28 protein-coding genes and 1 tRNA gene are annotated in these 24574 nt (G+C 62.8%); 20 read left to right on the top strand and 9 right to left on the bottom strand.

The window, feature by feature from the left end:
* Positions 1–38: 38 nt before the first annotated feature.
* The 11 genes from ybgC (at position 39) to gloB (ending at position 8095) form a co-directional block, all read left to right on the top strand.
* A complete protein-coding gene (gene ybgC / locus EQG66_RS11695; protein ID WP_129404773.1) occupies positions 39–518 on the top strand; it encodes a tol-pal system-associated acyl-CoA thioesterase in 480 nt (159 codons plus the stop codon).
* A gap of 2 nt (positions 519–520) precedes the next feature.
* The gene (gene tolQ, locus EQG66_RS11690; protein WP_129404834.1) at positions 521–1213 is read left to right on the top strand and encodes a protein TolQ; all 693 of its coding nucleotides are present in this window, start codon (positions 521–523) and stop codon (positions 1211–1213) included.
* Positions 1210–1692: an ExbD/TolR family protein gene (locus EQG66_RS11685; RefSeq protein ID WP_129404772.1), complete on the top strand. Its 483-nt coding sequence runs from the start codon at positions 1210–1212 to the stop codon at positions 1690–1692. Before tolQ ends, EQG66_RS11685 begins: the two co-directional genes overlap by 4 nt.
* Positions 1693–1710: 18 nt before the next feature.
* Positions 1711–2481 (top strand): cell envelope biogenesis protein TolA, encoded by a 771-nt coding sequence (locus EQG66_RS11680; protein WP_129404771.1) that lies wholly within the window; start codon positions 1711–1713, stop codon positions 2479–2481.
* A complete protein-coding gene (gene tolB / locus EQG66_RS11675; protein ID WP_181951809.1) occupies positions 2481–3800 on the top strand; it encodes a Tol-Pal system beta propeller repeat protein TolB in 1320 nt (439 codons plus the stop codon). The genes EQG66_RS11680 and tolB overlap by 1 nt, the downstream gene beginning before the upstream one ends.
* Positions 3801–3848: 48 nt before the next feature.
* A complete protein-coding gene (pal, locus tag EQG66_RS11670) occupies positions 3849–4379 on the top strand; it encodes a peptidoglycan-associated lipoprotein Pal (protein WP_245988071.1) in 531 nt (176 codons plus the stop codon).
* Positions 4380–4451: 72 nt separating this feature from the next.
* Entirely contained in the window at positions 4452–4679 is a 228-nt protein-coding gene (locus EQG66_RS11665; RefSeq protein ID WP_129404769.1) for an AbrB/MazE/SpoVT family DNA-binding domain-containing protein, read from the top strand.
* Between the two features lie 4 nt (positions 4680–4683).
* Complete coding sequence (locus EQG66_RS11660; RefSeq protein WP_129404768.1) at positions 4684–5067, top strand: type II toxin-antitoxin system death-on-curing family toxin; 384 nt, start codon at positions 4684–4686, stop codon at positions 5065–5067.
* 120 nt (positions 5068–5187) lie between these two features.
* On the top strand, positions 5188–6873 hold the full coding sequence (locus tag EQG66_RS11655) for an ATP-binding protein (protein WP_245988070.1): 1686 nt from the start codon (positions 5188–5190) through the stop codon (positions 6871–6873).
* Between the two features lie 62 nt (positions 6874–6935).
* On the top strand, positions 6936–7370 hold the full coding sequence (locus EQG66_RS11650) for a VOC family protein (protein WP_129404767.1): 435 nt from the start codon (positions 6936–6938) through the stop codon (positions 7368–7370).
* Entirely contained in the window at positions 7370–8095 is a 726-nt protein-coding gene (gloB, locus tag EQG66_RS11645; RefSeq protein ID WP_129404766.1) for a hydroxyacylglutathione hydrolase, read from the top strand. The genes EQG66_RS11650 and gloB overlap by 1 nt, the downstream gene beginning before the upstream one ends.
* A 202-nt stretch (positions 8096–8297) precedes the next feature.
* Here the strand turns inward: gloB and EQG66_RS11640 are convergent, their stop codons facing one another.
* Complete coding sequence (locus tag EQG66_RS11640; RefSeq protein WP_129404765.1) at positions 8298–10388, bottom strand: RelA/SpoT family protein; 2091 nt, start codon at positions 10386–10388, stop codon at positions 8298–8300.
* 155 nt (positions 10389–10543) lie between these two features.
* Here EQG66_RS11640 and EQG66_RS11635 point away from each other — a divergent pair, with 155 nt between their 5' ends.
* Together EQG66_RS11635 and EQG66_RS11630 are read left to right on the top strand one after the other, a co-directional pair.
* Positions 10544–11629 carry a sensor histidine kinase gene (locus EQG66_RS11635; RefSeq protein WP_129404764.1) on the top strand — a complete coding sequence of 362 codons (1086 nt, stop codon included), beginning with the start codon at positions 10544–10546 and terminating at the stop codon, positions 11627–11629.
* 4 nt (positions 11630–11633) lie between these two features.
* On the top strand, positions 11634–12437 hold the full coding sequence (locus EQG66_RS11630; RefSeq protein WP_129404763.1) for a LytR/AlgR family response regulator transcription factor: 804 nt from the start codon (positions 11634–11636) through the stop codon (positions 12435–12437).
* Positions 12438–12733: 296 nt separating this feature from the next.
* Here EQG66_RS11630 and EQG66_RS11625 read toward each other — a convergent pair whose 3' ends face one another.
* On the bottom strand, positions 12734–13168 hold the full coding sequence (locus EQG66_RS11625; RefSeq protein WP_245988069.1) for a GtrA family protein: 435 nt from the start codon (positions 13166–13168) through the stop codon (positions 12734–12736).
* An 86-nt stretch (positions 13169–13254) separates the two neighbouring features.
* On the opposite strand from EQG66_RS11625, the gene EQG66_RS11620 reads away from it, so the two are divergent.
* The gene (locus EQG66_RS11620; protein ID WP_181951804.1) at positions 13255–15108 is read left to right on the top strand and encodes a hypothetical protein; all 1854 of its coding nucleotides are present in this window, start codon (positions 13255–13257) and stop codon (positions 15106–15108) included.
* A gap of 106 nt (positions 15109–15214) precedes the next feature.
* On the opposite strand, the gene EQG66_RS11615 is transcribed toward EQG66_RS11620, so the two are convergent.
* Complete coding sequence (locus tag EQG66_RS11615; RefSeq protein WP_129404761.1) at positions 15215–15673, bottom strand: nucleoside deaminase; 459 nt, start codon at positions 15671–15673, stop codon at positions 15215–15217.
* A 117-nt stretch (positions 15674–15790) separates the two neighbouring features.
* On the opposite strand from EQG66_RS11615, the gene rpmB reads away from it, so the two are divergent.
* On the top strand, positions 15791–16090 hold the full coding sequence (gene rpmB, locus EQG66_RS11610; RefSeq protein ID WP_129404760.1) for a 50S ribosomal protein L28: 300 nt from the start codon (positions 15791–15793) through the stop codon (positions 16088–16090).
* Positions 16091–16265: 175 nt separating this feature from the next.
* Here the strand turns inward: rpmB and EQG66_RS11605 are convergent, their stop codons facing one another.
* Positions 16266–17261, bottom strand: coding sequence for an esterase-like activity of phytase family protein (locus EQG66_RS11605; protein WP_129404759.1), 996 nt, complete (start codon positions 17259–17261; stop codon positions 16266–16268).
* A gap of 154 nt (positions 17262–17415) precedes the next feature.
* Between EQG66_RS11605 and EQG66_RS11600 the strand changes: the two genes are divergently transcribed.
* Positions 17416–17847: a glycine zipper 2TM domain-containing protein gene (locus EQG66_RS11600; RefSeq protein ID WP_129404758.1), complete on the top strand. Its 432-nt coding sequence runs from the start codon at positions 17416–17418 to the stop codon at positions 17845–17847.
* 185 nt (positions 17848–18032) lie between these two features.
* Here EQG66_RS11600 and EQG66_RS11595 read toward each other — a convergent pair whose 3' ends face one another.
* The 4 genes from EQG66_RS11595 to ftsE are packed head-to-tail and all read right to left on the bottom strand — an operon-like array spanning position 18033 to position 20921.
* Entirely contained in the window at positions 18033–18731 is a 699-nt protein-coding gene (locus tag EQG66_RS11595) for a lysophospholipid acyltransferase family protein (protein ID WP_129404830.1), read from the bottom strand.
* A 17-nt stretch (positions 18732–18748) separates the two neighbouring features.
* Positions 18749–19279, bottom strand: coding sequence for a YdcF family protein (locus EQG66_RS11590; protein ID WP_129404757.1), 531 nt, complete (start codon positions 19277–19279; stop codon positions 18749–18751).
* Positions 19276–20181: a cell division protein FtsX gene (locus EQG66_RS11585; protein ID WP_129404756.1), complete on the bottom strand. Its 906-nt coding sequence runs from the start codon at positions 20179–20181 to the stop codon at positions 19276–19278. The genes EQG66_RS11590 and EQG66_RS11585 overlap by 4 nt, the downstream gene beginning before the upstream one ends.
* Positions 20178–20921, bottom strand: a complete 744-nt coding sequence (ftsE, locus tag EQG66_RS11580) for a cell division ATP-binding protein FtsE (RefSeq protein ID WP_129404755.1) — start codon at positions 20919–20921, stop codon at positions 20178–20180. Before ftsE ends, EQG66_RS11585 begins: the two co-directional genes overlap by 4 nt.
* A gap of 152 nt (positions 20922–21073) precedes the next feature.
* Here ftsE and EQG66_RS11575 point away from each other — a divergent pair, with 152 nt between their 5' ends.
* Both EQG66_RS11575 and EQG66_RS11570 read left to right on the top strand, forming a co-directional pair.
* Positions 21074–21940 carry an MJ0042-type zinc finger domain-containing protein gene (locus tag EQG66_RS11575; RefSeq protein WP_129404754.1) on the top strand — a complete coding sequence of 289 codons (867 nt, stop codon included), beginning with the start codon at positions 21074–21076 and terminating at the stop codon, positions 21938–21940.
* 307 nt (positions 21941–22247) lie between these two features.
* Positions 22248–22334: transfer RNA gene (locus tag EQG66_RS11570), tRNA-Leu, on the top strand.
* A gap of 334 nt (positions 22335–22668) precedes the next feature.
* On the opposite strand, the gene EQG66_RS11565 is transcribed toward EQG66_RS11570, so the two are convergent.
* A complete protein-coding gene (locus EQG66_RS11565; protein WP_129404753.1) occupies positions 22669–23091 on the bottom strand; it encodes a heavy metal-binding domain-containing protein in 423 nt (140 codons plus the stop codon).
* 152 nt (positions 23092–23243) lie between these two features.
* On the opposite strand from EQG66_RS11565, the gene EQG66_RS11560 reads away from it, so the two are divergent.
* Both EQG66_RS11560 and EQG66_RS11555 read left to right on the top strand, forming a co-directional pair.
* Entirely contained in the window at positions 23244–23837 is a 594-nt protein-coding gene (locus tag EQG66_RS11560) for a hypothetical protein (protein ID WP_164975669.1), read from the top strand.
* Complete coding sequence (locus EQG66_RS11555) at positions 23834–24352, top strand: hypothetical protein (protein WP_129404751.1); 519 nt, start codon at positions 23834–23836, stop codon at positions 24350–24352. The genes EQG66_RS11560 and EQG66_RS11555 overlap by 4 nt, the downstream gene beginning before the upstream one ends.
* The last annotated feature ends 222 nt before the right edge of the window (positions 24353–24574 follow it).

Raw genomic sequence — 24574 nt, 5'->3', positions numbered from 1 at the left:
CTTTGACCGTGAGTCGCCCCTCGGTTACACAGGCGCGCATGTCCGCGCCGCAACCCGCCCCCGCAAATCTGTTGCCCGGCTCCGGCGTTTTCGCGGGCGGGGCGCATCATTTTCCGGTGCGCGTCTATTTCGAGGATACGGATGCGGGCGGCATCGTCTATCACGCCAATTACCTGCGCTTCATGGAGCGCGCTCGATCTGACATGCTGCGGCTGCTCGGCATCAGCCAGCGCGGCGCGCTGGATGCGGGCGAGGGCGCTTATGCCGTATCCAGCCTCAGCATAAACTATCGCGCGCCAGCTCGGCTGGACGATGAGCTGCTTGTCATCAGCCGCATGACAGGGGTGGGCGGCGCGACCGTTTCCATCGCCCAGCAAGTGATGCGGGGCGAGACGCTGCTCACAGACGGCGCTGTCACCGTCGCCTTTCTCTCGGCCCAGGGCCGACCCAAACGCCAGCCCAAAGACTGGGTTGCGCGCTTCACCAGCATCACAACAGGGGAACTCAGCCCGCAATGACCATGCCCGCGCTCGCTCTGGCCACAGACGCCGCCACCCTCTCGCCGCTCGCTCTGTTCCTTCAGGCGGATATCGTCGTCAAGGCCGTAATGGTCGGCCTGCTGCTGGCGAGCATCTGGGTCTGGGGCGTCATCATCGCCTTCTGGCTCGGCGCGGGCGGGCTGGCGCGCAAATGCGCCGCTTATGAAAAGGACTTCTGGCGCAGCGAGGACATAGACGGTTTTTACGACAAGCGCGGCAAGGAAGCCGTGCCCAGCGCGCGGGTGTTTGCGGCGGCGGTGAGCGAATGGCGGCGCTCTACCCGCAGCCGCTCGGTCGACCGCGAAGGCACGCGCGACCGCCTCTCCACCGCGATGGCGAGCGCGGTGAGCATGGAGGTCGATGCGCTGGCGGACCGGCTCAACATATTGGCGACGGTGGGCGCGGTGGCGCCGTTCGTCGGGCTGTTCGGCACGGTCTGGGGCATCATGCGCAGCTTCACCGCGATTGCGGCGCAGCAGAACAGCTCGCTCGCCGTCGTCGCGCCGGGTATTGCCGAGGCTTTGTTCGCCACCGCCATCGGCCTGTTCGCCGCCATCCCGGCGGTGATCGCCTACAACCGCTTTTCGCACCGCATCAACCGGCTGGAGGCCAGCCTTAGCCGCTTTGCCGATGGCCTCTACGCCACGCTGAGCCGTGAGCTGGAGCGCGCCTGATGATCGGCGCGCCTCCCTCCGCGCGGCGGGGCAGACGCCGCCCGCCGATGTCGGAGATCAACGTCACGCCGCTGGTCGATGTGATGCTGGTGCTGCTGATCATCTTCATGGTGACGGCGCCGCTGCTGGTGACGGGCGTTGCGGTAAAGCTGCCGCAGAACCGGGCCAAGGCGCTGGAAACGAACGACAAGCCTACCGTCATTTCGCTCAACGCGGCGGGCGAGGCCTATATCAACGATGCGCGCGTGGACGAGGCTGAGCTGGATGATCGCATCGCCGAGATCGCCGCCGCCAACGCCGGTCTGGAGCCTCCGCAAATCTTCCTGCGGGCAGACGCGCGGCTCGATTATGGCCGGGTGATGCGGGTGATGGGCGCGCTCAATGCCGAGGGGCTGAACCGCATCGCGCTGGTCAGCACGGCGCAGGCGGGCGGCGCTTCCGCGCCCGCTGCTCCTCCTGTCAGCCCGCGTTCAGAATAGGCTGCTAGGGTAGGCGGCATGCAACGCGCGGACACAATCGGGCTGGGGATAGCGGGGGCGGGCCATGTTCTGCTGTTCGCGGCGCTCTCGGCTGGCTGGCTGGCGGCAGACCCGCTGACGCTCGATTCCGCGCCGATCGAGATCAGCATCGCGGACGAAGTGGCATTGCAATCCGCTGCGCCCAGGATTGCCGACGCACCGCCGCCGCCTTCCGGCGCGGATCAGGCGGTGACAGAGCCAGACCCCGCCCCGCCCGCTCCCGCCGCGCGAGATGCCGTGCCGGAGCCAACCCCCGTTCCTACGCCAAAGCCGGTGGCTGCCCCGCGCCAGCCCGCCAAACCGGCTACGCCCGCCGCGCCGCCCAAGCCGAAAGCGGGTGGCCTCAAGCTGGATACGAGCGACTGGCTCAAGCCCTCCGCAGGCGCGAACCCGCAGGCCAAACCCACGGATGGAGCGCCTGCCTCCAGCATAGGCCCGGCCCAGCAAAGCGCGCTCGCCGCCGAGATCCGCCGTCAGATCAAGCCCTTCTGGAAAGCCCCCACCGGCGCGGATGCCGACCTGCTGCGTACCACCCTCGCCGTCCGCCTTGCGCGCGATGGCGCACTGGTGGGCGATCCGCAGATCATCAGCACCACCGGCCAGACCGCCAGCAACAGGGGGCAGGTGCGGCTGCATCAGGAGCAGGCAATCAAGGCGGTGCGCCTCGCCGCGCCTTTCCGTTTGCCGCCAGACCTGTATGAGGGCTGGAAGTCGCTCAGTGTCACCGTGGACAGGAAGCTCTCGCAATGATCCGGTTTGCATCGTTCCTTACCCTCGTCCTGCTGGCCTTCGCCGCGCCTGCCGCCGCGCAGCTCTCCGTCGACGTGACGGACGATAGCGGCTCAGCCTCGCTCAAGATCGCCGTGCCTGCCCTGCCCACCAGCCAGAGCGTCTCGACCCCCGCCGGCACGACCGACGAGCTGGGCGTCAAGATCGCGCAGGTGATCGCGGATGATCTGCGCAATTCCGGCCTGTTCGCCCCCACCGGGCCAGAAGGCACGCGCACCATCGCCATGACCGAGGTGATGGCGCCGAATTATCCCTCTTGGGGCGGCTATGAGGCGCTGGTGCAGGGCTTTGTCCGTTCGGCGGGCGGAGAGAGCGACATCACGGTCGGCTGCTATCTCTATGACATCGCCCTCACAACCGAGCTGGATCGCAAGGGCTATGTCGTCGCCCCGCGTGACTGGCGCCGCGCCGCGCACAAATGCGCCGACGCCATCTACGCCCGCCTTTCCGGCGAGAGTCCGTTCTTCGACAGCCGCATCGCCTATATCGCCGAGAGCGGATCGAAGGAGCGCCGCGTCAAGCGCCTTGCCATCATGGATTCAGACGGCGCCAATCACCGCTTCATCACCAACGGCCAGGCGATTGCGCTCAGCCCGCGCTTCTCGCCCGATTACGGCTCTCTGCTCTATGTGAGCTATGTTCAGGATCGGGTGCGGATATTCGTTTACGACATCGGCACCGGCAAACAGCGGCTGGTGACGGAAAGCACCAACCCCACCTTCGCGCCCAGATGGTCGCCCGATGGCCGCTCTATTTTGTTTTCGATGGCAATTGCCGGGAATACAGACATTTACCGTGTGCCAGCGGGTGGCGGCGTGCCGGTGCGGCTCACCAGCTCTCCCGGCATCGACGTGGGGGGCAGCTATTCGCCCGATGGCTCGAAGATCGTGTTCGAGAGCGATCGTTCGGGCAGCCAGCAAATCTATGTGATGAACGCCGATGGTTCCGGCCAGCAGCGGATCAGCCATGGCGGCGGGCGCTATGCCACGCCAGAATGGTCGCCGCGCGGAGACCTGATCGCCTTCACCAAAATGGCGGGAGATTTCAATATCGCGGTGATGACCCCCGATGGCGGCAACGAGCGCGTGCTCACGCGCGGCTGGCAGGACGAAGCGCCGACATGGTCACCCAATGGCCGGGTGCTGCAATTCTTCCGCACCAGCCAGGGGTCATCAGGCGTGGCCCAGGTCTGGCAGGTCGATCTCACCGGCGTCAACGAGCGGCGCATCCCCACACCCCTGAGCGGCTCCGACCCCGCCTGGGGCCCGCTCTTGCCCTGAAACCGAATGCCGTTATGTTAGTTACTGTAAAAGAAGGAGAAACGCCCCATGACCCTTATCGCGACTCCGCTCGCCCGCACTTTGATGATGGCATCCGCCTTCATCGCGCTCTCTGCCTGCTCCAAAAAAGCGCCTGAGGAGCTTCCTCCCGCGCCCGTCGAAACCGCCCGCCCGGCGGAAACGGCGCCCGTGGCAACGACGCCGACAGGACCGGTGAAGGGCAGCCAGGAAGATTTCCTCGCGAGCGTGGCAGCGGACAAAATCTATTTCGATACCGACAAATATGATGTCGATGCGCAGGATCAGGACGTTTTGCGCAGTCAGGCACAATGGCTCGCCGCCAACCCTGCGGCAAAAGTGACGGTCGAGGGCCACGCAGACGAGCGCGGCACGCGCGACTATAACCTCGCGCTGGGTGAGCGCCGCGCCAACGCCGCCAAGAACTATCTCGCCTCGCTGGGTGTGGACCCCGCGCGCATCACTACCATCAGCTATGGCAAGGAACGCCCCGCCGCGCTGGGGTCAGATGAAGCCGCCTGGGCGCAAAACCGCCGCGCGGTGACGGTCACGGTGCAATAAGCACCACGGCACGGGGCGACGCCATCCTGTCGCCCCATTGCCTCCGGCGCTGCCTTCTGTTATAACATCCGTATGAACGCGCCGCTCAAGATCACCAAAGTCGGCAACAGCGCCGGTCTTATCCTGCCCAAGGAGGTGCTTGCGCATCTCAACGCTGCCGTTGGTGAGAACCTGACCGTGGTGTTCACCACGCGCGGTATAGAGCTGAGCGCTGCCGATCCCGATTTCGATCAGCAGATGGCTGCTGCGCGCGATGTTATGGCGCGGCGCAAGCGCGCTTTGCGCGAACTCGCAAAGTAAGATCATGGCGCAGGACTGGATCTGGGTCGCCGATGCGGTGGCGATGGCGGCGCATGCCGAGCAATTGGCGGAGCATGGCGGCGGTGAGGGTGTCCGCGACCCAGGAGCGCTGGAGAGCGCCATGGCGCGTCCGCGCAACCTGGCGGTTTATGGGGAACCAGATGCCGCCGCTCTTGCCGCGGCCTATGCTTTTGGAATTGCCCGCAATCATCCGTTCGTAGACGGCAACAAGCGTACGGCTGCAGTGGTCAGCGAAACGTTTCTGGTGCTGAATGGCTACGCACTTTCCGCATCCGATGCCGAGCTGGTCGTGGTGTTCCTCGCCCTCGCCGCCGGAGAACTGAGCGAAGAAGAACTGGCGGACTGGTTTCGCACCCATCTGGCGTAGACGCGTCTTCGCACCATCTGGTGCCACCAACTATTTCTCGTCGTCTAAAACACTTCTTTACCTTGATTGTCTATTGCTTTGCGGTCGCCCAGAGCGGCGCCGTGGGCGATGGAATGATGTATGAATGACATGACCGGTACTTTTTCGCTGGCTTCGCAGCTTCGTGCGGCGAAGGCAGACGCACCGGAGCAGCGGAGCGACAACACCCCGCTGGAGGATATCGGCTTCGTCTTTCAGGTGGCGGGCAGCAGCTCCCAGATACTGATCGACCTCAAGAGCATCGACGCACTCGGCCATCATCCGGATCCCTGCATCGCCATGACCGGCCAGGTTGGCAGCCAGGTGAAGATGCGGCTGGGGCATATGTGGATCATCGCCAACATCCGATCGATGGTGCTGGACCGGCGCGATTCCACCCGCGTCGTGGCGGACATAGACTTTCTGGGCGAAGGTAACGAGGAATTCGGCACTGGCGTCATCGTCAATTTCCGCAGGGGCGTAACGCGCTATCCCACGCCCGGCACACCGATTTTCCCGGTTTCCAGCGCGGATATGGACCAGATCTACGCCGCCACCGGGCGGTCGCATGTGCAGATCGGCACCGTCTATCCCACCACCCACACCCGCGCCGCGCTGTATGTCGATGCGCTGCTGGGCAAGCATTTCGCGCTGCTGGGCTCCACCGGCACCGGTAAATCGACATCGGCCGCGCTGATACTCCACAAGATCTGCGAACAGTCCCCCAAGGGGCATATCGTGATGATCGACCCGCACGGCGAATATTCCGCCGCCTTCACCCAGAACGGCGCGCTGTATGACGCCAGCAACCTCGCGCTACCCTATTGGCTGATGAACTTCGAGGAGCATTGCGAGGTGTTCGTCACCTCGACCGGAGACGACCACGCGCGCGACAGCGAGATCCTCGCCAAGTGCCTGCTCGCCGCCCGCGCCAAGAACCGCGCGGCGGAGGGCATGGCCCGCCTCACCGTCGATTCGCCGGTGCCCTATCTGCTCTCGGACCTCACCACCATCATCTCCAACGAGATGGGCAAGCTCGACAAGGGCACCAACTCGCTGCCTTATATGCGCCTCAAGGGCCGGATCGACGAGATCAAGACCGATCCGCGCTACAGCTTCATGTTCTCCGGCATGCTGGTGGCGGATACGATGCAGGATTTCATCGCCAAGCTGTTTCGCATGCCGGCGGATGGCAAGCCGATCTCGATTGTCGATACTTCGGCTATGCCGTCTGAGATCACCTCGGTGGTCGTATCGGTGCTATCGCGCCTGATCTTCGATTACGCGATCTGGGCGCGCAACGAGCCGAAGCGGCCGATTCTGCTCGTCTGTGAGGAGGCGCACCGCTATATCCCCAATTCGACCATCGGCGTGGGGCAATCCGTGCGCAAGATTCTGGAGCGCATCGCCAAGGAGGGCCGCAAATATGGCGTGTCATTGGGCCTCATCACCCAGCGCCCGTCAGACCTTGCCGAGGGCGTCCTCTCGCAATGCGGCACCATCATCTCGCTGCGCCTCAACAACGACCGCGACCAGGCGTTCGTCCGCGCAGCCATGCCCGAAGGCGCGCGCGGCTTCCTCGATTCGATCCCCGCGCTGCGCAACCGTGAGTGCATTATCTGCGGCGAGGGTGTGTCTATCCCGATCCGCGTCTCGCTCGATGATCTGGAGGAGCGCAAGCGCCCGGCGTCGGCCGATCCCAGCTTCTCTGACCTGTGGAAGCAGTGCGGCGGTGAAGAGGATATTCTCAGCCGCACTATCCACCGCTGGCGCAATCAGGGGCGCTAAAGGCAAAACGCTTTAGTCGTAAGGGCATGGTATCTGCGTGGCAGCTTTGCTAAATGCTGGCCATGCCCAAATATCTCCACACCATGATCCGTGTGTCGGATCCCGATGCCACCGTCCGCTTCTTCGAGCTTATCGGCCTGCGCGAAGTGCGCCGCGTGGACAGCGCGCAAGGCCGCTTCACGCTTATCTTCCTCGCCGCGCCGGGCGATGAAGATGCGCAGGTGGAGCTGACGTATAACTGGCCACCCGAAGGCGGCGTGGGAGAGGTCTATACCGGCGGGCGCAATTTCGGCCATCTCGCCTACAGGGTTGAGAATATATACGAGACCTGCCAGCGCCTGATGGACGGGGGAGTCCTGATCAATCGCCCGCCGCGCGATGGGCATATGGCGTTCGTGCGCTCGCCTGACGGTATTTCTGTGGAGCTGTTGCAGGGGGGAGGCGCGCTGGCGCCGCAAGAGCCGTGGGCGTCGATGCCCAATACAGGGGAATGGTGATGACGATCGAGATCGTGGGCGTACCGGTGCTCAATGACAATTATGTCTGGTTGATGCACGAGGAAGTGACCGGCGAAACGGTGGTGATAGACCCTGCCGTGGCTGAGCCGGTGCTGGCGGAGGCGGATGCGCGCGGCTGGCGCATCAGCCAGATCTGGAACACCCACTGGCACCCCGATCATGTCGGCGGCAACGCGCAGATTAAGGCGGCGACGGGATGCCGGATCACAGGCCCGGCAGACGAGGCGGCGAAGATCGACACGCTCGACGCGACCGTGAAGGGCAACGACATCGCGACCATCGGAGGCCTGCGCGCCGAAGTGTGGGATGTGCCCGCGCACACCGCCGGCCACATCGCGTATTATCTGCCGAGCGCGGGGGTGATTTTCGTCGGTGACACGCTGTTCGCCATGGGTTGCGGGCGGCTGTTTGAGGGGACGGCGGATCAGATGTTCGCCAATATGCAGCGCTTCGCCACGCTCGATGGCGCAACCCGCGTCTATTGCGCGCACGAATATACGCTCTCCAACGCCAAATTCGCGGCCGCGATGGAGCCGGACAATGCGGAGATCGCGGCCCGCGTGGCGGAAGTCACCGCCATGCGCGAACGCGGCGAACCGACCGTGCCCACCACAATCGCGCAGGAGCGCGCCACCAACCCGTTCATGCGCGCAGGCACCGTGGAAGAACTGGCGCGACTAAGGAGCGCGAAGGATAGTTTTTGAAGGGGGTTCAGGTCTGCTTTGTTGGGGGAAGGAGACGTTGCCTCATTCGTCATGCTGAACTTGTTTCAGTGCTGTCGAGTCACGTGCCTCGACAACACATCGCGCACCACAAAGCCTTGTCTAATCTGGAGAAATGGACCCTGAAACAAGTTCAGGGTGACGCTAAGGATAGCGGGCGTGGTCGCCCTTCCAGACAGCCCCCCTAAACCCTGTCCGCCTGCGCCACGCACTCCAGCGCGCGGAGCGCCGAGACGATCCGCATCAGGTGCTGGGCGTCGGCCACTTCTAGGTCGATGATGTCGGTGTGAAACGGCCCCTCGCGATTCACCAGTTGCAGGTTGAGGATGTTCGCCTTGTTGACGCCGAAGATATTGGTGACGGCGGCGAGCGCGCCCGGCTGGTTCTTGACGATCACCTGCAACCGTGCCGTGCCGCCCTTGGATTTGCTGTCCCACGCGAGGTCCACCCAGTCCGCGTCCTGCCCGCTCTCTAAAGCCAGGCAGTCTATGGTATGCACCTCGATCGGCTCGCCGGTCTGGCGGATGCCCACAATCCGGTCGCCCGGCACCGGGTGGCAGCAATCGCCCAGCTGATAGGCGATGCCGGGCGTCAGGCCGCGGATCGAGACCGGCTTGTGCTGGCCATGCGGGTCCACGCCCTCGCTCTGGGTAGAGCCGGGGATCAGCGCCTCCATCACCTCGCCGTCGGTCACGCGGTGGGTGGCGATGGCGATCATCAGTGCAGGCCGATCTTCCAGCTTCAGCCGCTTCAATGCCGCCTTCACGGCCTTGTCGCCCACCTCCACCGGCAGGCGTTCGAGAATATCTTCATACAGCTTTTCGCCCAGCGCCACCGTCTCGTCGCGCTGCTTGTGGCGGATATAGCGGCGGATGGCGGCGCGCGCCTTGGCGGTGATTGCGAAGGTAAGCCAACCGGGCTGAGGCTCCTGCCCCTCGCTTTTGAGGATTTCGACCTGATCGCCATTTTCCAGCACCGTGCGCAGCGGCACCACCCGGCCATTGACCTTGGCGCCTACGGTCTGATCGCCAAGGCTGGTGTGGATCGCATAGGCAAAATCGACGGTCGTCGCGCCTTTGGGCAGCTGATGCAGCTCGCCCTTGGGGGTGAAGGCGAAGATGCGGTCCTGATACATCGCAAGGCGCGTATGCTCCAGCAGCTCCTCGGCATCATGGCTCTGGTCGAGGATCTCGATCAGATCGCGCAGCCACCCGGCTTGCCCATCGGGCGTGGCGGTGCCGCCAGTCTTGTAGGCCCAGTGCGCCGCAAGGCCGAATTCGCTCTCTCGGTGCATCTCCGCGCTGCGGATCTGGATTTCGATGCGCGCATTTTCGCCATGGATCACCGTGGTGTGAAGCGAGCGATAGCCGTTGCGCTTGGCGGTGGAGATATAGTCCTTGAAGCGGCCCGGCACCATCTTGTAGCGCCCATGGATGACCCCAAGCGCGCGATAGCAATCGTCGGTATTGGCGGTGATGACGCGAAAGGCCATCACGTCGGTCAGCTGCTCGAAGCTGATGTGGCGTTCCTGCATCTTGCGCCAGATGGAGTAGGGGTGCTTCTCTCGCCCTGATACCGTTACCTTGAGGCCCGCGCTGCCCAGCAGCAATTGCAGGCCGGATGCGATGCGCGCCACCTTGTCTCCCCCGCCCTCCTGCAACTGAGTCAGGCGGCGGGTGATGCTGTCATAGGCTTCGGGTTCCAGCTCCTTGAAGGCAAGGAGCTGCATCTCGCGCATGAAGTCATACATGCCGATCCGCTCGGCCAGCGGCGCATAGATTTCCATCGTCTCGCGCGCGATGCGGCGGCGCTTGTCCGGGTTGGCGATGAAGTGCAGCGTGCGCATGTTGTGCAGCCGGTCCGCCAGCTTCACCAGCAGCACGCGGATGTCGTCAGACATGGCGAGCAGGAACTTGCGCAGATTTTCCGCCGCGCGCTCGTTTTCCGATTGCGCCTCGATCTTGGAGAGCTTGGTCACGCCATCGACCAGCCGGCCGACCTCCTCGCCAAACAGCGCCTCGATCTCCTCGTAGGTAACGAGCGTATCCTCGATCGTGTCGTGCAGCAGCGCGGTGACGATCGTCTTGTCGTCCATGTAAAAGTCGGTGAGGATGCCCGCCACCTCGATCGGGTGGCTGAAATAGGGGTCGCCGCTCGCGCGTTTCTGGCTGCCGTGCTTTTGCACCGAAAAGACATAGGCGCGGTTGATCATCGCCTCGTCCGCTTGCGGATCATAGCGTTTTACTTTTTCGACAAGTTCATACTGGCGCAACATATCGCGCGAGGATGCGGCCTCATGCCGTTGCGACGCAACAAAAAAATCCCGCGATGCGCCGATTTCCCATAATAATCCGCTACCTGTGCCGTAAATCTGGCAATGTACCGAAACGGGTTCGCATATCGGATTTTCGCGGTTATGAACAAACGGCGATGTCCGTGAACCCGTTTCAGCCCAAGCCTTTCTTTCAGGACAAGAACCGTGCGTTCTGGAACCTTCAGCTTGCCGGGTGGGCGGGCGCGTTCATCCTGCGCGGCATTTCCGGCCTCGCCAATGGCCAGCCGATCTCGTTTCTGGCCCCGGTGCTGATTTCCACGATCACCGGCTATTCGCTCACATTGGTGATGGCGGTGATCTTCCGCGTACTGCTCAACCAGCGCCCGCTGGTGACTTGGACGGTCTCGATCCTCGTGGTGCTCGTCGCCGCCGCGATCGGCGCCTTTATCGACGCATGGGTGTTCACGATGCAGAACCGGGGCGGCGGCCTTGCCAGCCTGCAATTGCTGCTTGGCGCTTATTATCTGACGGTGACGTTGCTGTTCGCATGGTCTGCGCTCTATTACGCGATCAACTTCTACCTCACGGTGGAGGAGCAGGCGGACCAGCTCCAGCATCTCGAAAGCCAGGCCTCCTCTGCCCAGCTCGCGATGCTGCGGTATCAGCTCAATCCCCATTTCCTGTTCAACACGCTCAACAGCATCTCGACTTTGGTGCTGCTGAAACAGACGGAGCCAGCAAACGCGATGCTCTCGCGCCTGTCCTCCTTCCTGCGCTATACCCTGATCAACGAGCCGACGGCTCTGGTGCCGCTGCATCAGGAGATAGAGACGCTGAAGCTCTATCTCGATATCGAGAAGATGCGGTTCGAGGACCGGCTGCGCCCCAGCTTTGACATCGATCCGATGGTGGAAAAGGCGCATCTGCCCTCGCTCCTGCTCCAGCCTCTGGTGGAAAACGCGATCAAATATGCCGTCACCCCGCGCGAGGAAGGGGCGGACATCAGCATCGTCGCGCAACCGGCGGGCGAGAATGTGCGCATCACCGTCTCGGATACCGGGCCGGGCTTTGGCGCGGAGTTCCCCATCGATGTGGTGTCCACCGGCGTTGGCCTCGCCAACATCCGCGACAGATTATCGCAGGCCTTCGGGGAACGACATCGCTTCGAAACGCGTTCTACCCCCGGCGGAGGCTTTGTCGTGACGATCGAGCTGCCGCACCTCAAGCAACAACAAGAGTGACGCCATGACGATCCGCACCATCCTTGTAGACGACGAAAGCCTCGCGATACAGGGGCTTAAGCTGCGCCTTGAACCGCATGAAGACGTTGAAATCGTCGAAACCTGCCAGAACGGGCGCGAGGCGATCCGCGCGATCAAGACGCACAAGCCGGATCTGGTGTTCCTCGATATCCAGATGCCCGGCTTTGATGGTTTCTCGGTGGTGCAGGGCACGATGGATGTGGAGCCGCCGCTGTTCGTGTTCGTCACCGCCTATTCGGATCATGCGCTAAAGGCGTTCGAGGCGCAGGCGGTGGACTATATCGTCAAGCCCGTGGACGAACAGCGCCTTGCCGACGCGCTCGACCGGGTGCGCCAGCGCCTTGCGGACAAGCGGCAGGCGCAGGAGGCAGAGCGCCTGCGCGAAGTGCTCGCCGAGGTCGCGCCCGATGCCATGCAGCATTTCGACGCGGGCGAGGATGATGCCCCCGCCGCCAACCGCTTTGAAAAGCTCATCAACATCAAGGATCGTGGCCAGATTTTCCGGGTAGACGTGGACAGCATCGAGCGGATCGATGCGGCGGGCGACTATATGTGCATCTACACGGCGGACAATTCCCTGATCCTGCGCGAGACGATGAAGGATCTGGAAAAACGGCTCGATCCGCGCAACTTCCAGCGCGTCCACCGCTCCACCATCGTCAACCTCAGCCAGGTGCGACAGGTAAAACCCCATACCAATGGCGAGTGCTTCCTCGTGCTGGAATCGGGCGCGCAGGTGAAGGTGAGCCGGTCTTACCGCGATGTCGTCGCCCGGTTCGTGCATTGAAGCAGTCTGGTATTTGGGCGAACGGGATTGCCGTTTAATTCCTAACCTTCGTCACCCCGGACTTGATCCGGGGTCCCGCTTCTCTTTACGCTTACCTGCGTCATGCTGAACTTGTTTCAGCATCCATCGTGCCCAAAGGGGCGAAGCCAGAGCAGGCTTTGGAAGGTCGCCGACGGCAGCTATCTCTCGCTATGATAAAACCGAGCCTGCGGCCAAATGGATGCTGAAACAAGTTCAGCATGACGATCATTTGCTTGTCGCCCCTTAGGTACGCTCAGAGAGCGACTTCGTCCGCCCTATCTGAAGACCCATTTCTTGTTGAGTACAAACACCAGCGCGGGCGTAACCAAAAGCATCGCGGGGATCGGCGTCCATGTCGGCCAGCCGCGCCACGAGACACAGAGCCACACCCACAGCGCGTTCAGCCCCCAGCTCACCAGCGAAGCGACGACGAACCGCCCGCCGCGCGCAACATGGGCCGCGCCGCCTTCGGGCATTGCCGCGCCGGAGAAGGTATAGCGCCCGTGAAGCACATAGCCGCAGCCCACCGCGCATAAATAGCCCGCGAAATTCGCAATCTGGCTGTGCAGCTGGGCCTGCTCCGCCAATAGCCAGTATACCAGCGCCTGAACGCTGGTTACGCCAAGGCCCACAAGCGCATAGCGCACCAGCTGGGCGATCAGCGCGCGCCGCGCAGGGGCAACTTTCTTCCACAGTCCGGCCAGATGCACGGCGGCTCCCCGCAGTTGCAGCGCAACAATCCCATTGCGCTTTGGTGCAAGCCCTCTAATCCCTGATAGGCATGAGGGAAAGCGCCATGATGTACGGACGGGGGCCAGCCGCAAATCGCGGAGCGGCGGCGCTTGGCTGGGCCAATGCCAACTGGAAATTCATCGTCCTCCTCATCTGGATGGGCGTGAGCGCATATTACCTCAGCCTTCGGGCAGACGCAGTGCATTGGTTCGCGCTGGGCGATACCGATGACAATATGCGCTATGCGCAGGTGCGGGACTGGCTGAACGGCCAAGGCTGGTTCGATCTGCGCCAGCACCATATGAATCCGCCGGAAGGCGCGAATATCCACTGGTCGCGCATCGTCGATCTGCCGATCGCGGCGCTGATGCTGCTCTTCCGGCTGTTCATGAGCGCGCCGCTGGCGGACAAATGGGCGTGCGCGGTCGCGCCGCTGCTCCCCCTGTTGCCGCTGATGCTTGGCCTCGCCTTCATCGCGCGCAGGCTGGCCCCGCCGCGCAGCGCGGCATGGATCATTGCCGCCTTCGGGCCGCTGGGCGCGCCGATGGGGCTGGGCATGTATATGCCGCTGCGGGTCGATCATCATGGCTGGCAGCTTGCTCTCGTCGTCGCCATGCTCGCGGGCATCGTCGACCGCAAATGGCTGCGCGGTGGCCTCGTCGCCGGGGCGGCGAGCGCGCTCTCGGTCGCGATCGGCATGGAGATGATGGTCTATCTTGCGGGTGCAGGCGGCCTCATCGCGTTGCGCTGGGTGTTCAAGGAGGGCGCGGCGCGGCGGATGGCGCCCTATGCCTTGGCGCTGGGCAGCGGCACCGGCCTGCTCTATGTCGCCTTCGCGAGCCATGACAATCGCGGCATCGTGTGTGATTCCATCTCGCTCAACTGGGTCGCGACGCTCGGCCTCGCGGCAGGCGGCATGGTGCTGCTGAGCCTGCTGGGCCTCAAAGGCTGGCCGCGGCGGCTGGCGGCCGGCGCGGTGGTCGGCGGCGTGGTGATGGCGTTCAGCTATTATTTCTGGCCGCAATGCCTCACCAGCGCCTATCAGATCGAGCCGGAGCTGGACCGGCTCTGGCTCTCGCACATCCGCGAGGCAAAGCCGATCACCAGCCAGACGCTCTCCGCCGCCATCCCGATGCTGGCGCTGCCTATCGGCGGGCTATTGGCGGCGGTGCTGGGGTGCATCGCCGCGCGCGGAGACAGGGAGCGGCTGTGGGCGTGGGCCAGCGTGATGCTGATGGTCGGCTTCGCGCTCATCCTGATGCTCTGGCAGATCCGCTCCGCCCCGGCGGCACAGCTCATCGCGATCCCGGCGGTGGCGTGGGTGGGCTATGGCGCGCTCGAATGGCTGGTGCGCGGATCATGGGGAGAGCGCATTGCCGCGCTGGCGGGCATCGGCGTCGTCGCACTCTCGTTCAACGGCGGCTGGGTCTATCCTCAGCTTCAGAATGCAGGCCTCGTCGCCAAGCCCGCGCCCGCAACCCCCGCGTCCAAGGCGCGGGCCGAGCGGCTCAAGCGCATCAATCAGGCCAATGGCCGCTGCCGCACCCAACCCGCGCTCGTCGCGCTCAATCAGCTCCCGCCCGCGACGATCATGACGCTGGTGGACCTCGGCCCCCGCCTCATCGCCGTGACGCATCACAGCGCGATTGCCGGGCCGTATCATCGCAACGGCACGGCGATCCTCGATCTGCACCACGCCTATGATGGCGACGAAGCCGCCTTCCTAAACACCGCCCGGCGGCATGGCGCGCGCTATTTTCTGCTGTGCCCGGATTTCCCCGAAGGCACCATCTACCGCGCGCGGAGCAAAGGCGGCATGTATGACCGGATCGAGCGGGGCGACCTGCCCAAGTGGCTCACGCCGGTGGAGCTGAAAAGCGGCTTTGCGCTGCCCTATCGGCTGTATCGGATTGAATGAGGCCCACCCCCAGCCCCTCCCGCAAGCGGGAGGGGAGCGAGACTTGCCAAGCCGCAGGCGTGGCTAGTCGCAGCGGGGTGGGCAGGACTGCAACCCCGCCTCACCCCTACCTCTTCCCCCCAAAAAACCCCTTAAGCAACCCCGCCGCTTCGCCCTCGCCCAGTCCGCCGTAAACCTCCGGCCTGTGGTGGCATTGCGGGTGGGTGAAGACGCGCGCGCCGTGCTCCACCGCGCCGCCCTTAGGGTCGCTCGCGCCATAATAGAGCCGCTCGATCCGCGCGTGGGAGATCGCGCCCGCGCACATCGCGCAGGGTTCCAGCGTCACATAGAGGTCGCAGCCCGTCAGGCGGAAGTCATTGAGCCGAGCCGCCGCCGCGCGAATCGCGACGATCTCGGCATGGGCGCTGGGGTCGTTGTCGCGCCGGTTGCGGTTTTCGCCCTCGCCGACTATCTCCTGCCCGCGCGCCACCACCGCGCCGATCGGCACCTCGCCCGCCTGCTCCGCCGCACGGGCAAGCTGGAGCGCGCGCTGCATGGGCAGGGGCAAGGGAAAGGGCTGGCTCATGCCCACCCTATCGACGGAAAAAGCCCCGCTTGCAACCGATCCCATGCTTGACGCGCGCGGTCATTCCCGCTATCGGCCCCGCTTCCCGGAAATTTCCGAGCAACAGGATTTGTAGATATGTCGCGCATTTGCGAACTGACCGGCAAGGGCCGCATGGTGGGCCACAATGTGTCTCACGCCAACAACAAGACCAAGCGGGTGTTCCTGCCCAACCTCCAGAACGTCACTTTGATGTCCGAGGCGCTGGGAACCAGTGTGAAGCTGCGCGTTTCGACTGCGGGCCTGCGCTCTGTGGAGCATAATGGCGGGCTGGACAACTGGCTGCTCAAGACCTCTGACGACAAGCTCTCGCTGAAGGCGCGCCGCCTGAAGCGCGACATCGTCAAGAAGCAGGGCACCAGCGCCGCCGCTGCCTGATTCGCGCGAATCAGCATAAGCTTTCAAAGAGCGGTCCTTTGGGGCCGCTTTTTTTGATCCGAGCGCGTCCGCTGCGCGGCGCTCGGATATGCGGCACCAGCCCTCTCCCCCTCCCAGCCTCCCATAAGATACCCTGTCGGGAGGTTGGGAGGGGGAGAGGACTGGTGCCGCCCCCCTACAGATCCTCATCCAGCGCGAATTTCAACAGCAGCGTGCGCTGGAAAAACAGATGGTTGTCGTCAGACACCATCCACAAGATCCGCTGTTTCCCGTGCCGCTCCAGCGCCAGCCCCTCGAAATTGTCGGCCAGCACCGGCGGCGCGAAGCGGGCGATCTCCGGGCCGTTAAGCGCTGCGCCCTCGCGCATCTGGCGCAGATCGATCAGCTTCAGCACGGCGGTGAAACCGTCATACAGCGTCGCGCGGCGGTTGAGCACGATCAGCTTGCCGTCGCCGATATAGACCGCGTCCGTCGGGTCATACCCCACGGGCGGCATATAGCTCATGCGCAGCGGCCGCCGTGTCGCGATGTTGACCGGGTCGCCCGCGAACACCAGCATGTCGCGCCCGCCTGCCGGGCCTGATCCGCCCTCCGATATCGCGATGAAGCGCCCATCGGGCAGCCGCGCGAGCGTTTCGATGCTCTCTGTCTCCGGCCAGCCGGAGAGCTGGTGCGGGCGGCGGCATGGGCCGATCTGCTTGAGGCCGGTGTCATAGCGGCAGATGAGCTGCAACAGCTCATAGCCGACCCAGACATGGGTGAAGTCCCCGTCCGCCGTCATCGATTCGCTGTCTTCCGGGCGGGGCATCCAGTGCTTCTTGGGCTTGTTGATCGGCAAGAGCCGCGCCTGCACAATCACCTTGGCCGCCGGGCCGGGCTGGGGCAGCTCGAACACCACACCGCCATCGCTCAGCGCCCAGATTTGCCCGTCAGGCTTTACCGCCAGCGCAGAAAGGCCGCCGAACAGCGTCCGCCCGCTCGTCAGCCGCCACCCGCCGAGATAGCGCAGCGCGCCGAGCGTCAGCTGCGCGGGATCATCCGGGTTGAGCACCAGCGGCTCTATCGCGATGGCAACCGGGCCGGGCGTAGGCGTCGCCGGCTTGGTATTGATCGACGAAGCTGCGATAGACAGCATGATAAGCAGGACGGAGAGACTGAGGAACCAGCGCATGTGTGGCGGGCATAGGCTATAAATCTGGGGAATTCACGCAAATATCGCCTGTACAATGCTGAACATAGGCTGACAGCCTTATTCAGCATCGGCTCAAGCCGGTTCAGGCACAAAAGGCATCTAGGCAGAGTTCAGTATGAAAAGGAGCGGCGCGATGGCACACATATTCAGCAAAAAGATGATCGCAGCAGTCACTATGGGGCTGGTGTGCGCGGGCGCCATGAGCGCCACCCCTGCGATGGCGCGTCATGATCGTCATGATTATCGCCCCGGCGATTATTATGGCGGGTATAACCGCGGGCATGGCTGGAACGGCTATGATCGCGATTATCGCGATTATCGCCGCGCGGACTATCGGCGCGATGGCCGCTATTACAATTATGACCGTGGATATTATGACAGCAAGGGCCGCTATCGCTGCCGCGATGAAGGCAAGGGCGGCGCGGTGATCGGCGCGGTTGCGGGCGGCCTGCTCGGCAATCAGGTTGCCGGTCGTGGAGATCGGACCACTGGCACGGTAATAGGCGCGGCTATCGGCGCGGTGGCGGGCCACGCCATAGACAAGGGTGATGGCCGCCGCTGCTGAGGGCGGCCCTCCTCTCTCAGTGCTTGAGGGCGTCTTCCACCGAGACGAAAATCATCACCGCCATGAAAATTCCGGCGGCAATGATGGCGCCCATCAGCGGCAGTTCGTGCAGAATGTTCATACATAACCCTCCTCGTTGGAGGGCGGATCATGTCGGCGATGGGCCGCAATGTCCTTGATTCAGGTCAATCGGCTGTGGGGTTCAGCGCATTGATCGCGGCATGGGCCATCGCCTCCGCCTCGTGGCGGGGCAGCCCTGCGGCAATGGTCTCGCCCACCTTGTAGGTGATGATGCCCGGCCGTTTGATAAAGCTGCGGCGCGGCGAGATCAGCCCGCTGTCGACCGCTATCGGCACCACCGGCAGGCCGAGCAACTGATAGAGCGCGGCAAACCCCGCGCGAATCGCCGGGCGCTCTCCATGCGGCACGCGGGTTCCTTCGGGGAACAGGCATATCGGGCGGCCAGAGCCGGTTGCCTTCGCAATCTCTGTGCGCAAGTGGCGGATGGCCTTTGCGCCATCGTCGCGCTTGAGGCCGATCACCCCGTGCCGCCGCGCGGCCCAGCCCCAGCCGGGAATGTCGAGCAGCTCCTGCTTCGCGATCACCACCGGCTCGGCAAACAGGCAGAGCAGGTCAATCGTCTCGAACATCGACTCATGCTTGAACACGATCAGCACCGGCCCGGTCGGCACCGTGCCGATGATCCGCACTGTCTGGCCCAGCACAAAGCGGCACAAAAAGCGGTGTATGAACCCCCACAGCCGCGCCACCCGGCGCAGCAGCTGCGCGGAAAACAGCCCCGCAACCCCACATGCCGCTACCGTCACAGCCGTGAGCGGATAAAATAACAGCGCAAACAGCGCAGATCGCGCCGCCGCCAGCATTGTGCCTGCCATTCGCCTCAAATCCCGATCAGGGCCGCGACCCGGCGCAGCACATATTTGTTATATTCCATGAAGAGCGTCGAAAAGCTCGGCTGGCTCGGCACCGCATCATAGACCAGCACGATATCGGCGGGCAGCGCCAGCCTCAGCTCAAACGCGGCGCGCCGCATGTGCCAGTCACTGGTGATGAGGCGCACCGTGTCATAACCGCGCCGCTCCAGCCATTGCGCGGTTTCGATGCCGTTGGAGCGGGTGTCTATCGCCTCGCGGCCCAGCGTGATGCAGCAGGCGAACAGCGTGTCCGGCACCTGATAGGTCACGGCCAGCTCGTGCGGCTTCACCGCGCGGTCGACGCCGGAGATCAGCATGCGCCGCGCCGCGCCATCCTGCATCAGCTTGAGGCCGCGGTCGAGCCGTCCCGGCCCGCCTGTCAGCACCACGATCGCGTCGGTCGTGCGCCCATCGAGCGGCTGGGGCAGCAACAGCGCGAACCAGCCAAAGCCGAGCGCCCACACCAGCAGTATCAGCGCGGAAAGGCGCGCCGTCACAGGCTGCGTTCCAGCGCGCGCATCACCGTGATCCGTGCGGTAACGGCGGCAACCAGCATCGCGAAGATCGGCAGGCCGAGCAGCACGGCGGCAGAGCGCCAGGGCAGGGCGATCAGCGCGGCGAGTTCTGACCCGGCGGCGGCAAGGTTGCGGTCAAGCAGCCACAACAGCGCGGCGGCGGCAATGGTGCCGACAATGGCGCCCAGCAGCGCATCGAGCGCGATGCGGCGCTGAAACAGCCGGGCGATTTGCAGGTCGGTCGCGCCGAGCATGTGCATGATGTCGATGGTGCCGCGATGCGCGTCATGCGTGCTGCGCGCGGCGAGGACGACCACTGCGCCCGTCACCAGCAGCATCAGCGCCACCAGCGCCGCCGCCGCCCACATCAGCGCGCGCATCAGCGCCTCCACCGGGGCGAGGTAGCTCTGGTGCGCATCGATCCGCGCCGAGGGGGCGCGGGTGATGATTTCGCGACGGATTTCTTCTATTTTTGAAGGGCTTACGTCAGGCTTCAGGCTCAGGTCTATCAGCGCGGGGATCGGCAGGTCGCCCGATTGCGCCTCTTCGCCCAGCCACGGGGCGAGCTGTTCGCGCAACCGGCTTTCCAACACGACCCTGTAGGATCGCACAGACGTTTCTGCGTGGAAAAAGCCCTCTACTTGCCGCACCATCTCCGCCCGCTTCGCCGCGTTGGCCTCGACGATCTGGACGGTATAACCGCCCGCCATATCGCCCCGCATTTTCCACAGCGCATGCCCCAGCCCCAGCGCACAGGCGGCGGCCAGCACCGTCAGGAACATCATGATCGCGATGATCCACGGCATCGGCCCGCGACGCCCTTCCGGCAGCCAGCGGCGCTGGGCGGCCTTGGCGGACAGCAGGGCAGGGCGGGCGCCGCTCATTGCGGCCTGCCCAGCGGCAGGCCTGCCCGCTCGTCACGCCCGCCAGAAGCGGGGGGAAAGCGCAATGCACCGGTCGGATCTATGAGCCGCCCCTTGTCCAGCCGCATCATCTGCGCGTGGCTGATCTGGCCAATGAGCGGCATGTCATGCGTCGCGATGACGATTGTTGTTCCCAGCCGGTTGAGCGCTTCGAACAGCTCGATAAGACGCTTCGCCATATCGGGATCGACGTTGCCCGTCGGCTCGTCTGCCACCAAAATGTCTGGCCTGCCGATTACCGCGCGAGCGATGGCGATGCGCTGCTGCTCTCCACCGGAAAGCGACGCGGGCAGCGCACCCTGCCGGCCGCCCAGCCCGACCCAGGTCAACATCTCCTCCACCGGCCCGGCGATCTCGCGTTCGTCCATTCCCGCCACGCGCAGCGGCAAAGCCACATTGTCAAAGGCGGACAGATGCGGCACCAGTCGGAAATCCTGAAACACCACCCCAATACGGCGGCGAAAGCCGGGCAGGCGGCTGCGGGGCATCATCACCACATCCTCGTCAAACAGCCGGAGTACGCCGCGCGTAGGCCGCTGGGCCAGATAGAGCAATTTCAAGAGCGAGGTCTTGCCCGCGCCCGATGCGCCGGTGAGAAAATAAAAGCCGCCTGTGGTGAGGGAAAAACTGATGTCGGACAACACCTCTGCATCCGCGCCATAGCGCAGGCCGATATTCTCGAACTGGATGATCCTTTCCATGTGCAACCAGCTACGACCCCGCCCGAACCCTTATGCGTCTATGCCATCGCACAAGCCCCGTTAGAGGTAAAGCCTGTGCGTCCGGAGCACACAATGGTTAACGTCTCTTCATATGGCTTGCGCGCCAGTCCGATGCGCGCTTAATAAGAGGCATGATCCTGAACTGCCCCAATTGCGCGACGCGCTATCTTGTGCCGGACGAGGCAATTGGCGTTGAAGGGCGGCAGGTGCGCTGCGCATCATGCAAACATAGCTGGTTTCAGGAGGGCGTCGTCCTCGCCCCGCGTGAAGAAAAGCCCGCCGCGCCTGCTCAGGCTCCGGTATCCGCTCCGGCTTCCGCTCCCGCTCAGGCCGACGCGAACGTTGCAGGGACAGCGATCCCGGTCGATAGCGTTGCGGATGAGTTCGGCTTCGAGGCGGTGGCAGACGGAGCAGCCGGTGCCCCCCCGCAGGGCCATGTGCAAGAGGTGGATGTCGCCAATGTCGGCCCCACTAATCCGCGCGTGATAGACCAGATGGCGGGTAAGCGGGCTGCTGATCTTGCTGAAGATGCGCGTTACGACGCCGACGATGATGTGCCATTCCGCCCGCGCCGTAACCCTGCGAAGCTGTGGACATGGGCAGCAATCCTGTTCGCGCTGTCGATCGCGGCCGCAGCAGGCGCGCTCAGCTATTTCGGCCCTCCGCAGTGGGCGGTGCGTGCCGGGCTGCTGGCCGATAATGACGAGCCAGTGCTGTTGTTCAGTCTGACCAAGCCTGCCGAGTGGCGCACGCTATCCAACGGGGCGGAGTATTTCGCATTCAGTGCGCGTATCCTCAACAGCGGTGCAAATGTAGAGCCGGTTCCGCCAGTTGAGGTGCAATTGCGCGATAGGCAGGGGCGGCTGGTCTTCAGCTGGACCACCCGTGCCGACAAGGCTGAGCTGAAGCCGGGCGAAGAAGCCAATCTCAATGAAAGCCGGCTCGATATTCCCAAGAGTGTTGAGAATATAACCCTCGCCTTCGTCACTGCGCACTAAGGTCTGTGGGGATTCAGCCCATATGGCCCTGCAAAGCGCTATTTTCTGTGCTTCGGTGCTCACGCACCGCTCCGATGCTCGAAAACCCCTTTTGCTCTGCGGTCGCCTGCGGCCGTGGTTCCATCTGAACTGAATCCCCACAGTACCTAGAGCGAGGAAGGCTGAAACTACGTCCGGAGTCGCTGGGAAAGCCAATTTCCAGTTACATCCTAACAGGGCGCTTGCATGCCCCCCCCCGCTTTGCTAATGGCCACCGCCTACCAGGGGCCGCGCCTTATTGTTAAAGGGCCGGTTTCCTATGTGATGTGCGGTCGTGGCGGAACTGGTAGACGCGCAACGTTGAGGTCGTTGTGGCCGAAAGGCCGTGGAAGTTCGAGTCTTCTCGACCGCACCAATCCCTTGAATTCACCAAAGAAATTCAAGGTGTTAGCGAGTTGTTCAAAATCCCGCTCACCCTTTAGTCCACCCAATTTTGTGTGCGTAAGCAGCCTTGTTTACACACCTTTGCGAAACAGATTTGGCGACTTCCTGTAATCTTGATAGCCTCAATACACATAGCTAATGGCATAATCTGGGATCGCGATTTTCTCTCCATGCCATATCGCACGATTGGTAAGAGCAGAGTGGTGCGGGTTGGAGCTGAGGCTGGAACTCTTGGCTGACTCCAAGAGGGGCTAAGAGTAATGGATATTCAAGCGGGAGCGGGTGAAGCCCGCCCCCGTGTAGAATTACTGGACGGTTGGTGCTGCAGCAGTCGATGCCGGAGCGGCCTCCGCAGGAGCCGCTGGCACAGCCGTGAACTTGATAGCCGTTCCGGTTGCATTTGTCTTGCCCCAGCTAAATGCTGAAATATGGGAATCACCATATTTTGCATTGATAACGGCATCGGCGCCAAGTTTCTCTGCTCTCTCCCAAAGCTCGCGATAGATTTTGCTTTGCGAAGCTTCCTTGCTGAACACAGTGGCCTTGCGTACACCCGCAGTCACCTCTCCGATGACCGTGTAGGGGCGATCAGAGATGTCGTTTGGAAAGACCGGTACACCGACATCCTCATTCACGACAGCATAGGTTTTCGCTTCTTTGGCGAAGGTCGAGGATGCGGGATAGATCGCCAGCATCGCGGCGAGAGGCAAATATTTCAGAGTTTTCATTTTGGTCCCTCCAACATGGAGCCAAGGATTGAGCAAAGAATTCTGACTATGTCAATTTGACAAGAAAGTGCCTGTTGACGATGCGGCTTGTAGGAAGCATGCACGCTGCAGGAATTACAACCGGGGGGGGGTGTAACATGGGAAGACCATTGGTGCTGGCAATTGTGCTAGCGAATTTAAGTGTATGTGTTGAGGCGCAGACCACTCCTTCCGACGCTGCTCTCACAGTTGCTGGCTCTGACCAGATCACTGCTCCCTCGCCACAATCACTTGTGACGATCAAGCGTGATACGCCCGTTGAACTGATGGCCTATAGCGAGGTCAGTACAGCCGACTCTGCTCCAGGCAAACGTTTCAAACTGTTGCTCAACCAACCGATTACGGTAGCGGGCAAAATCATAGCCCCTAAAGGCAGTCTCGCTTATGGTATGGTAACGGCTGCAGAAGATTCCGGCGGTCTTGGAAAATCAGGCCGCATGACAGCCAAACTGCTCTATCTCAAACTCGGCGATGCGGAGATTCCGCTGGAAGGTGAAACCAGTGATAAAGGCACAGGTGCCGGTTCGGCTGGATTAGCGATCCTGTTCACGGGTTGGGCAGGCTTCTTTCATCGTGGTAACAATGCCAAGATCAAGGCCGGAAAAATTTTAACCGGCTTTATTGCCGAAGACGTATCGCTGGATTTGTCATCGGCACCGATCAAACGTGTATCTGCACTGCAAGCCACACAAGTGCCCCAGCAATGAAATCGCCTTTCCGTTTTTTAGCCATAGCCGTCGCCATGATGTTGCTTGTTCCGACGGTCCCACTGGCGCAGGAACCCATGCGATATTTGCTCCGTGCCGGAACATCTATTCCTCTGGTTACTGCGCAGCCGCTATCGAGCAAAACTCATGTAAAAGGTGATCTGGTAAAGCTTAAAACTGCTGCAGACATCATGGTCGATGGACATGTCGTTATCCCCAAGGGGGCCGAAGTGGTGGGACAGGTTGTTGAGGCTCGCGCCAAAGGCGCCATGGGCATGAACGGTAAGCTAGCGCTCCGTCCGCTCTACATTCGGATGGGGGACGATTTTGTAAGAATGGGAGGCGCGGTTTCGGAAAAGGGCAGTGTTACAGCTGGCGCTGTCATTGGTCTGGCTGTTCTCTCGCCAGGCTTTACCGGTCGTAGCGCTGTCATTCCGGAAGGCACAGCGTTGGAAGCATCTGTCGAGCATGGCATTGCCCTTTCAGAAGTCACTCTTGCGGTGCCGAGAAATTAGTGCCGTTTTCGATCTGATCGAATCGGATAGTCTGCTCTCATTCTTTGTTTTACCGAGATTTCTGAATCGTCAGATGATGCCATCTGACTGAAAAACGCTTGTCTTATGACTTTGTGGTCCGTTCGGGTCAGGATGCGATGTCCGGTCCGGGGTGGCCACCCCGGACCGGACGGAAGGGGACGGATCGCAAAACCGCTGGTCGTGAAGGGACCGGGTTAGAGT

It is taken from the genome of Sphingobium fluviale, from assembly GCF_004122115.1.
GTDB lineage: Bacteria > Pseudomonadota > Alphaproteobacteria > Sphingomonadales > Sphingomonadaceae > Sphingobium > Sphingobium fluviale.
This window is presented reverse-complemented; position numbering and strand designations above follow the sequence as displayed.